The organism is Micromonospora sp. MH33 (genome assembly GCF_003013775.1).
GTDB lineage: Bacteria > Actinomycetota > Actinomycetes > Mycobacteriales > Micromonosporaceae > Micromonospora > Micromonospora fulviviridis.
In genome coordinates this window covers 1-9678 of the sequence record NZ_MUYZ01000266.1, presented here as the reverse complement: position 1 = coordinate 9678, position 9678 = coordinate 1, and the positions used below count along the sequence as shown (strand labels likewise).

Sequence of the window (9678 nt, the reverse complement as noted above, 5' to 3'; positions counted from 1 at the left end):
TGGGCCGGCCCGGCGCCCCGGGCCGGCCGTCGACCGCCCCGGCGGGGCGCAGCACGAGCGTGGTCAGCGAGTACGGCGGCAGCGTCCGGGCGGTCGCGCCGCCGGACCGGCCGGTGGCCACCCCGCTCGCGCCGTTGGTCAGCGTGTGCACGGTCGGCGCCTCGTCCGCCGGGGTGAAGCCGGCGTAGTCGATCGCCACCGGGTGGGCGGTGTCCGGGTCCTTGTTCAGCAGCAGGACCGCCAGGCTGCCGTCGGGCCGGCGGGCCGCGTGCGCGGTGACCAGGGGGTGGTCGGTGCCGGCGCGGACGAACTGGTCACCCGCCCGGGCGAAGAGGTTCATCATGGACAGGCCGTGGTACGGCGCGAACGGCGTGTTGAACGGCGGCTCGCAGACCGACCCGTCGGCCGTGCACCCGCCGCTGGAGAGCATCCCGAAGTCGCCGTAGTCGGTCTGCCCGGCGACCTCCGAGACCGTGCCGATCCCGTTGTGCACGTTCCACCACTGCACGGTGAAGACGCCCTGCTCCAGCAGCCCGCTGTAGGCGTCGGCCAGGAACAGCGCGCCCGGCTGGGTGTTCTGGCCGGCGCCGACGTTCAGCTCGGTGAAGCTGATCCCGATCCGGCCGGCGTCCGGGCCGGCGTAGCGGTCGATCTGCTGGCGCAGCAGCCAGGCGGCGTCGGGGATGTGGCCGGTCCGGGCCAGGGACTCGGCGGCGGTGCCGCCCGGGTACCAGTGCACGTCCACGAAGTCGATCTTCGGTCCGGCGAGGGAGAGCACCGTCTGGTTCCAGGGGCCGGGGTCGGCGCCGGCGGTCAGCCCGTCCGGCCAGTTGGCCGGCATGGTCAGCACCGCGCCGACCTTGATGCTCGGGTCGACCGCCTTCATGGCGTCGGCGTACTCGACGACGAGGCGGGCGTACTGGGTGGCGCTCTTGTCGGGGTGGTCGTCGGCCTCCCAGGCCGAGCCGTAGTGGCCGTTGCCGTAGTTCTCGTTGCCGACCGTCCACCACTTCGCGCCGTAGCCCTTGGTGACGTTGGCGTACCGCACCCACTCGGCGGCCTCGGCCGGGGTGCCGGTGCCGTAGTTGGCGATGATCATCGGCTGGGCGCCGACCCTCCTGGCCGCCGCCATGAAGGTGTCGAAGTCGGTGTTCGGGGCGACGTACCCGCCGGGCGCGGTGTGGGTCCGCCAGTGGTAGATGTCGGCGTACGAGCCGCCGGGGTAGCGCAGCATCCGCACGCCGGCTGCGCGGAGCAGGTCCGACGTCTCGGTGCTGCCCAGCTGCTGGTCCCAGATGGCGTGGTTGACGCCGAGCGCGGTGTCCGGCACGGTCGCCAGCCCGGCGCGGGCGTTCACGGTCACGGTCACCGGGTCGGCCGCCGCGCCGGCGGCGGGCGGGTCGACGGCGGCCGGCGCCGCGGCGGCGAGCAGCAGGACGGCCGCGTACGCGGTGAGCCGGCGCGCTGTGGAGGGTGTTCTGCTCATGCGGGGTTCCTTCACGGGTCGGGCGATCGTCTGTCCGCGTCGTCCTCCCGGAGAGGTGTCCGGGTGCCCAGGGACGACGATCGGCCCCGCGCGAGCCATCGACGCACCAGAATCCCATGCCGGCCCGGACGCGTTCAAGGAGCACCCCGTGTACGCGGCTTATTTTATAGACAGGAGTCTTTACTGTTAACAAGGTTTAATTTATGTTCATTGGCATCTCCCACCGCCCCGAAGGAGTTGCCGACATGCGTCGAAGAATCACCCTGCCGCTGCTCACCACGGGTGCCGTCACCGCCACCCTGGCGGTCGCCGGCCCCGCCCAGGCCCACGGCTACGTCTCCTCGCCCCCCAGCCGGCAGGCGCTCTGCGCGCAGAACCGGGTGCCCGACTGCGGCCAGATCAAGTACGAGCCGCAGAGCGTCGAGGGCCCCAAGGGCCTGAAGAGCTGCAACGCCGGCATCGCCCAGTTCGCCGTGCTCAACGACGACAGCCGCGGCTGGCCGGCCACCTCGGTCGGCAGCTCGGTGACGTTCACCTGGGTCAACACCGCCCGGCACGCCACGTCCAACTGGGAGTACTGGATCGGCAACACGCGTGTCGCGGTCGTCGACGGCGGCGGCGGCCAGCCCGACGCCACGGTGTCGCACACCGTCAACCTGGGTGGCTTCTCCGGCCGGCAGAAGCTGCTCGCCGTCTGGAACATCGCCGACACGGCGAACGCCTTCTACTCCTGCGTCGACCTCCAGATCGGCGGGGGTGGCGGCAACCCCACTTCCACCCCGTCGCCGACACCGACCCCGGCCCCGACCACGCCGAAGCCCACGCCCACCCCGACCAGCTCGCCGGCCCCCGGCGGCACCTGGACGGCCGGGCGCGCCTACCAGGTGGGGGACACGGTCACCTACAACGGCCTGACCTACCGCTGCCGCCAGGCGCACACCGCGATCCCCGGCTGGGAACCGCCGAATGTGCCGGCGCTGTGGCTCCAGATCTGACCGGACGGGTGCGGCCACGCTCCGCGTGCGCCGCCCCCGACCCCCGCCGTACCCCCGATCGGAGGACCGGCATGCGCCGCCCGCTCGCCGCCGTCCTGCTGGGCGCGCTGCTCGCCGTGGCCGGCTGCGCCGGCCAGCCGGCGCCGACCGCCGCCACCCGCCCGGGGCCGGCCGTGGAGACCGCGACCAGCGGCATCGACGCGCTCTTCCTGGCCATGATGGTGGCGCACACCGAGCAGACCCTGGAACTCGTCCAGGTCGGGCTCGACCGCGGCACCGACCCGGAGCTCCGTACGCTGATCGCCGCCGTGCGGGCCACCGAGACCGACGAACTCGCCACCATGCGCGGCTGGCTGCGCGAGGCCGGCCCGTCCGCGGTGGCGGCCGCCGAGCGGCACGACCACTCGGGACACAGCGACGCCGCCGCCGGGCTGGCCCGGCTGCGAGCCGCCCCGGCCGACCAGGTCGACGGGGTGCTGGTCGACGTGCTCGCCGCCCACCAGCGGACCGCGGCGGACCTGGCCCGCGCCCAGGTCCAGGCCGGCACCAGCGCCCGGGTACGCGACCTCGCCGGCCGGATCGAACGGTCCCGGAGCGCCGAGGTCGCGTTGCTGGCGAAACTGCGCGCCCGGTGACGGTCACACCGACCGGGCCACCAGCAGCGCCCAGCCGAGGCAGCCGAGGGCCGCCGTGTTCAGCACCGCCCGGACCACGTTCCAGCGCACCCAGGCGCTCTCGAACGCCGCGCGCAGCTCCGCCGGGTCGGCCAGCCGGGCGGCGCCCGCCTCGAGCCGGTCGTTGAGCGGCACGTTCACCGCGGCGGTCACCGCGAGCACCAGTACGTAGAGCGCCAGGGCGGCGACCAGCCAGGGCAGCGGTCCGCGCCGCCCGGCGGGCAGGTGCAGCAGAACCGCCGCGAGGGTGCAGACCAGCGCGCCGCCGAAGCAGAGCGCGAACCAGCCGTTGAGGATGGCCTGGTTGATCGACCGCATGCCGGCCACGAACGCCCGGTCGTCCACCCGGGCCAGGCCCGGCATCACCGCGTACGCGAAGGCCGCGAAGAGCCCCGCCGTCAACCCCGTGGTCACCGTGGCCAGCAGCAGCACGCCGGCCCGGACGTTCGATGCGATCATGGCGTCCATTGGACACCGGGTCGACTGGACGCTCCATGGCCGGAACGCCCGGAACCATACGCGAGCGTCTACGCTCGCCGGGTGGACGTCCTCGCCGACGTGCTCCGCGGGCTGCGCGCCCGGGACGCCTTCCTGCTCCGTACCGTGATGGACCCGCCCTGGTCGATCCGGATCCGCGACGCCGCCCCGCTGAGCGTCACCACGGTGGTGCGGGGCAGCGCCTGGGTGGCGCCCGACGGCGGCGGGCCGGTGCCGCTGCAACCCGGGGACGTGGCCGTGCTGCGCGGGCCCGACCCGTACACGGTGGCCGACCATCCGGACACCCCGCCGCAGGTGGTGATCCATCCCGGGCAGCGCTGCACCACCCTCGGCGGGCAGGAGCTGACCGAGACCATGGCGCTGGGCCTGCGTACCTGGGGCACCCGGCCGGACGGCGCGACCGCCCTGCTCACCGGCACGTACGCCAGCAGCGGCGCGGCCGGCGCCGGCCTGCTCGCCGCCCTGCCGCCCCTCGTGGTGCTGAGCGCCGCCGGCGGCGAGCTACCGGTCGTCGCGCTGCTCGCCGCCGAGCTGGACCGGGACGGTCCCGGGCAGGAGGCGGTGCTGGACCGGCTGCTCGACCTGCTCGTCATCGGCGTGCTGCGCGCCTGGCTGGCCCGCCCCGGCGCGCGACCGCCCGGCTGGTACCGGGCCTACGCCGACCCGGTGGTGGGGCGCGCGGTCCGGCTGGTCCAGCACGATCCGGCCCGGGCCTGGACGGTGGCCGGCCTCGCCGCCGCCACCGGCGCGTCCCGGGCCGCGTTCGCCCGCCGGTTCACCGAACTGGTCGGCGAACCGCCCATGACCTTCGTCACGAGTTGGCGCCTCGCGCTCGCCGCCGACCTGCTGCGCGACACCGAGCTGACCCTCACCGCCGTGGCCCGCCGAGTGGGCTACAGCAGCCCTTTCGCGCTCAGCGCGGCCTTCAAACGGGTCCGCGGCGTCAATCCGCGCGACCACCGCGCCACGGCCTGAGCGCGGTCCGCGGCGCCGGTGATCCCGGTAAACCGGCCGCGCGATGTCGCAGCCCATGGCTACGCTTCCTGCCGGACGCCGCCCCCACCGCACGTCACCCCGCGCCCTCACCGGCGCGCGGCGCCGCCAGCGCCCCCGACCGAACCTGAACCAGGAGACTGTTTGTGACCCAGCAACCTGTCGCGACATCGAACAAGCTCGACGCCGCGGTGCTCAAGGTGGCCGGCGTCGTCGTGCTCGGTGCGATCATGTCGATCCTCGACGTGACGGTCGTCAGCGTGGCGCTGCCGACGTTCCAGAACGAGTTCGACGCCTCGTACGCCCGGGTGGCGTGGACGATGACCGGCTACACCCTCGCGCTGGCCACGGTGATCCCGCTCAGCGGGTGGGCCGCCGACCGGTTCGGCACCAAGCGCCTCTACATGGTGGCGCTGGCGCTGTTCACCATCGGCTCCGGGCTCTGCGCCACCGCCGACTCGATCGGTGAGCTCATCGGCTGGCGCGTGGTCCAGGGCCTCGGCGGCGGCATGCTCATGCCGCTCGGCATGACGATCATGACTCGCGCGGCCGGCCCGCACCGGATCGGCCGGCTGATGGCCGTCCTCGGCATCCCGATGCTGCTCGGCCCGATCGGTGGCCCGATCCTCGGCGGCTGGCTGATCGACACCGCCAGCTGGCACTGGATCTTCCTCATCAACCTGCCGATCGGCGTCGTCGCGCTGATCTACGCCCAGCTCGCGCTGCCGAAGGACAACCCGGAGCCGTCCGAGTCGTTCGACTTCCTCGGCATGCTCATGCTCTCGCCCGGCCTGGCGCTCTTCCTCTACGGCGTCTCCTCGCTGCCGGAGGCCGGCACGGTCCGCGACAACGGCGTCTGGCTGCCCATGCTGGTCGGCGCCGTGCTCGTGGTGGCCTTCGTGTTCTACTCGTTCCGGCCCCGGCACCCGCTGCTCGACCTGCGGCTGTTCCGCAACCGCAACCTGACCATCGCCGCGGTGACCCTGTTCGTCTTCATCATCGCGTTCATGGGCGCGGGCCTGCTGTTCCCGAGCTACTTCCTGCAGATCCGGGGCGAGTCGACGCTCACCGCCGGCCTGCTGATGGCGCCGCAGGGCATCGGCGCCATGCTGACCATGCCGATCGCCGGCATGCTGGCCGACAAGGTGCCGGTCGGCCGGACGGTGCCGTTCGCGCTGGTGCTCATCGCCGCCGGGTTCTTCACCTTCACGCAGGTCGACCCGCACACGTCCTACTGGCTGCTCTGCGGCTCGCTGTTCGTGATGGGCCTCGGCATGGGCGGCACCATGATGCCGATCATGACCTCGGCGCTGAAGACGCTGCACGCCGCCGAGGTGGCCCGCGGCTCGACGCTGGTCAACATCCTCCAGCAGATCGGCGGCTCGGTCGGCGCCGCCGTGATGTCGGTGATCCTCACCAGCCGGCTGAACGGCTCCGAGGTGATCCCCGGCGTGACCGACCCGAGCGGCAAGCCGGTCACCCAGGCCGGGCTGGCCGTCGGTTCGCAGCTGCGGCCGGAGCTGCTCCAGCAGTTCCCGGTGCCGCCGTCGCTGATCGAGCGCGGGCTCGACTTCGCGGCCAGTTCCTTCGCGACCACCTTCTGGGTCGGTTTCGGGCTGGTGCTGCTCACCTTCATCCCGGCCGCGCTCCTGCCGCGCCGGCGCGAGCCGTCGCACCTGCTCGACGGCGAGGCGGGGGAGGGCCAGCGTCCCACCCCGGTCCCGATCCACTGACCGGCCGGTCGGGCCGCCGGGCACCGTCCCGGCGGCCCGATCCGGGCCGGCTCGCCGTCGCGGGGCCTGACGCCAACCGGCGTCAGGCCCCGCCGGCCGTCCGGGCCTCGCCAGCGCGGCGGATGTCGAGCAGGTGGTGCTCGGCCTCGTGGACCGTGTGCCGGCCGAGCCAGCGCAGCGTCCGCGCCTCGCGCCGCGGCCACGGGTAGACGCCGGTGCGCTCCAGCTCCACCTCGCCGAGCGCCCCGAAGCGGGCCGCGAACCCGTCGGCGGCCGTGGCCAGGTCGGCGAGGACCACCTCCGGCTCCTGCGCGTTGTAGCGCTCGGTGATCACCAGTTCGTCGCGGCCCATCGGGTGGAACTCCGGCTCGTCCACCAGCAGCGCCAGCGCCAGCCGCTCACCCTGGACGCGGAACACGTCCCGGACGTGGCAGGCGTACTCCAGCGCCGACCACACCTCCGGAGCCGGTCGCCGGCGCGGGTCCGGGACCTCGTACAGGGCGGCCGGATAGCGCGCGGCCAGGTCGCGCAAGCGCTGCGGCAGCTCGTCGCTGTCGAGCGCGGAATAGACGAACAGGCACTCGTCACACCGATCCACGCGTTCAGGGTAGGCGGTGCGGCGGATCCGCCTCCGCGCGCGGACGCCCCGGCGCAGGATGAGCGGAGGGGCGCCGGCGTCCGGGTGCCCGCCGCCGGAGACGAACGGGAGCCGCCGATGACCGCCAACCGGGAGATCGTCGCGGACGCCTTCGCCGCCTGGTCCGCCGGCACCGGCAGCATCACCGACATCTTCGCTGAGAACCTGCGGTGGGAAATCATCGGCCGTTCCGTGGCGGCCGGGCTGTACCAGCCCGCCCGGCAGTTCGTCGAGGAGGTGCTCAAGCCGTTCGAGAAACGCTTCACCGCGGAGGACCCGTTCCGGCCCGTGCTGATCCGGGGCATCCACGAGGACCCGACCACCGGGACCGTGGTCGTGGCGTGGAACGGCGCGGGCACCACCACGATCGGCACGACGTACACCGACACGGTCGCCTGGTTCCTCAGGATGCGCGACGGGAAGGTGGTCGAGGGGACCGCCTTCTTCGACAGCATCGCCTTCAACGAGCTGTGGCAGGACGTGCCGGCCTGACCGTCGCGCGTGGAGCGGGTCGACCGCCCGCCCGGCCGGGCGCGGGTACGGGCGCCGCGTACGCCAGGATTGGCGCGTGGACTTCGAGCCTCACCGGGGTGAGCTGCTGGCGTACTGCTACCGGATGCTGGGCTCCTTCCATGAGGCCGAGGACCTGGTCCAGGAAACGATGTTGCGCGCGTGGCGGGCCCGGGACCGGTACGACCCCACCCGTGCGTCCGTACGGACCTGGCTCTACCGGATCGCCACCAACAGCTGCCTGACGGCGCTGGAGGGGCGGGCGCGACGGCCCCTGCCGTCCGGGCTGGGCGCACCGAGTGCCGATCCGGACGCGCCCCTGGCACCGGCGTTGGACATCCCGTGGCTACAGCCGTTTCCCGACGCCCGGGTCGACCCGGAGGTACGGACCGACATGCGGCTCGCGCTGGTGGCGGCGGTGCAGGTGCTGCCGGCCCGTCAGCGTGCCGTGCTCCTGCTCCGAGCGGTGCTGGACTTCAGCGCCGCCGAGGTCGCCGCGCAGCTCGACACCACGGTGGCGGCGGTCAACAGCGCGCTGCAGGTCCTGACGGTCGCCGGTGGCCGGGTCGCGCGCAACGTCGTGTTCGCCGATCCGGGCGTGTTCGAGGCATTCGACCTGCCCGCGCAGATGTCTTTCGACGATTTCCGCCGGCCGCGATGAGTCGGGCCGGTGCCGCCGGTACGTACCGGTGAGCACCCCACCGAAGGGACATCATCGTGAGCGTCGTCGTCATCCAGTTCGTCACCCTCGACGGGATCGTGTCCGACCCGGACGGGTCCGGGGGCACGTCCACCGGTGGCTGGGCCTTCCGGCACGGCCCGGAGACCGTCGCGGGGGACAAGTTCCGCCTCGGCAACCTGCTCGACGAGGGGGTCATGCTGCTGGGGCGTACCACCTGGGAGTTGTTCGCCCGGCTCTGGCCCGGACGCGAAGACCCGTTCTCCCGGCGGATGAACGCGGTGCCCAAGCTGGTTGCCACCCGCACGCTGACCGACGTCTCGGCGTGGGGCAACTCCAGCATCATCGGCGGCGACGTCGTCCACGCGGTCAGGAACGAGCGGCGCGACATCATCGTGACCGGCAGCCTGCGCGTCGTGCACACCCTGCTGGCCGAGGACCTGATCGACGAGTACCGGCTGCTGACCTTCCCCACGATCCTTCGCGCCGGTCAGCGGCTCTTTCCCGCCGGCGGCCCGCCCGCGTACCTGGAGTGTCTGTCGGCGGAGCAGGTGGGCGCCGCCGTCCTCGCGCGGTACGGGCGGCCGGCACGCTGACGGCATCGCCTTCGACGAACTGCGGGAGGACGGGCCGGGGTAGCGCCTAGGCTGGCCGGGGGAGCCGGGTGGGAGGCGGGAGCGGTGGACGCTGGCGGTCGGGACCGGTCGAGGGCGCGGCGCAACCGGCTGCTCCTGGCCGGCCTGCTGGCCGTGGTCGGCCTGATCCTGCTGCTGCTCGCCCTCACGGTCGCCAACGGCGCGGTCGCCGGCGTCGAGGTCGTGTTGGCCCTGCTGCTGCTGGTCGCCAGCTACGCCATCCAGTACGTGGCCCGCCGCGACACCCTCTACCGGGACCGGCGGCGGCGGTGAGCGGGCGGGACCCCGGACCGGGATAGGGTGACCGGGTGGATCAGGAAGACCGGATCGCGCTGTTCCTCGACTACGAGAACCTGGCGCTGGGTGTACGGGACCATCACGGTGGCCGCCCGTTCGACCTCCGTCCGATCGCCGATGCCCTCGCCGAGCGCGGCCGGGTGGTGGTGCGCCGGGCGTACGCGGACTGGTCCTACTTCGACGAGGACCGGCGGATGCTCACCCGGTCGCATGTCGAACTCATCGAGATCCCCCAGCGGATGGGCGCCTCGCGGAAGAACGCCGCCGACATCAAGATGGCCGTCGACGCCGTCGAGCTGGCCTTCGAGCGGGAGTACATCTCGACGTTCGTGATCGGCACGGGGGACAGCGACTTCACCCCGCTGGTGCACAAGCTCCGGGAACTGAACAAGCGGGTCATCGGGGTCGGCGTGGAGAACTCCACCTCGGCGCTGCTCCCGCCGGCCTGCGACGAGTTCCTCTTCTACGACCGCCTCGAAGGGGTCGACGTGCCGCCGGCGGCCGGCCGCCGCGGCCGGGCGGCCCGCCCGGCGGGGACCGG

General features: G+C 73.2%; 11 protein-coding genes and 1 pseudogene. 9 read left to right on the top strand and 3 right to left on the bottom strand.

Annotated features, from left to right (window positions below):
- Positions 1–1486: alpha-L-arabinofuranosidase (locus B0E53_RS28510; protein WP_107078841.1), on the bottom strand; the 1486-nt coding region annotated here is incomplete at its 3' end.
- A 245-nt stretch (positions 1487–1731) separates the two neighbouring features.
- Between B0E53_RS28510 and B0E53_RS28505 the strand changes: the two genes are divergently transcribed.
- Complete coding sequence (locus B0E53_RS28505) at positions 1732–2481, top strand: lytic polysaccharide monooxygenase (RefSeq protein WP_107078840.1); 750 nt, start codon at positions 1732–1734, stop codon at positions 2479–2481.
- 71 nt (positions 2482–2552) lie between these two features.
- Complete coding sequence (locus B0E53_RS28500; protein ID WP_107078839.1) at positions 2553–3116, top strand: DUF305 domain-containing protein; 564 nt, start codon at positions 2553–2555, stop codon at positions 3114–3116.
- Positions 3117–3119: 3 nt separating this feature from the next.
- Here the strand turns inward: B0E53_RS28500 and B0E53_RS28495 are convergent, their stop codons facing one another.
- Positions 3120–3614: an anthrone oxygenase family protein gene (locus B0E53_RS28495; protein WP_246835647.1), complete on the bottom strand. Its 495-nt coding sequence runs from the start codon at positions 3612–3614 to the stop codon at positions 3120–3122.
- A gap of 81 nt (positions 3615–3695) precedes the next feature.
- On the opposite strand from B0E53_RS28495, the gene B0E53_RS28490 reads away from it, so the two are divergent.
- Positions 3696–4628 (top strand): AraC family transcriptional regulator, encoded by a 933-nt coding sequence (locus B0E53_RS28490; protein WP_107078837.1) that lies wholly within the window; start codon positions 3696–3698, stop codon positions 4626–4628.
- Positions 4629–4792: 164 nt separating this feature from the next.
- Positions 4793–6379, top strand: a complete 1587-nt coding sequence (locus B0E53_RS28485; RefSeq protein WP_107078836.1) for a DHA2 family efflux MFS transporter permease subunit — start codon at positions 4793–4795, stop codon at positions 6377–6379.
- An 82-nt stretch (positions 6380–6461) separates the two neighbouring features.
- Here the strand turns inward: B0E53_RS28485 and B0E53_RS37970 are convergent, their stop codons facing one another.
- The gene (locus B0E53_RS37970; protein ID WP_168215433.1) at positions 6462–6977 is read right to left on the bottom strand and encodes a DinB family protein; all 516 of its coding nucleotides are present in this window, start codon (positions 6975–6977) and stop codon (positions 6462–6464) included.
- Positions 6978–7094: 117 nt separating this feature from the next.
- Between B0E53_RS37970 and B0E53_RS37965 the strand changes: the two genes are divergently transcribed.
- The 5 genes and pseudogenes from B0E53_RS37965 to B0E53_RS28460 all read left to right on the top strand — a co-directional run.
- Entirely contained in the window at positions 7095–7508 is a 414-nt protein-coding gene (locus tag B0E53_RS37965) for a nuclear transport factor 2 family protein (protein ID WP_168215432.1), read from the top strand.
- Between the two features lie 70 nt (positions 7509–7578).
- A pseudogene (locus B0E53_RS28475) lies at positions 7579–8067 on the top strand (RNA polymerase subunit sigma-70); the annotation flags it as partial.
- Between the two features lie 176 nt (positions 8068–8243).
- Positions 8244–8801 (top strand): dihydrofolate reductase family protein, encoded by a 558-nt coding sequence (locus B0E53_RS28470; protein WP_107078833.1) that lies wholly within the window; start codon positions 8244–8246, stop codon positions 8799–8801.
- A gap of 84 nt (positions 8802–8885) precedes the next feature.
- Complete coding sequence (locus B0E53_RS28465; RefSeq protein WP_107078832.1) at positions 8886–9113, top strand: hypothetical protein; 228 nt, start codon at positions 8886–8888, stop codon at positions 9111–9113.
- A gap of 35 nt (positions 9114–9148) precedes the next feature.
- A partial coding sequence (locus B0E53_RS28460) for an NYN domain-containing protein (RefSeq protein ID WP_146167798.1) occupies positions 9149–9678 on the top strand: 530 nt, incomplete at its 3' end.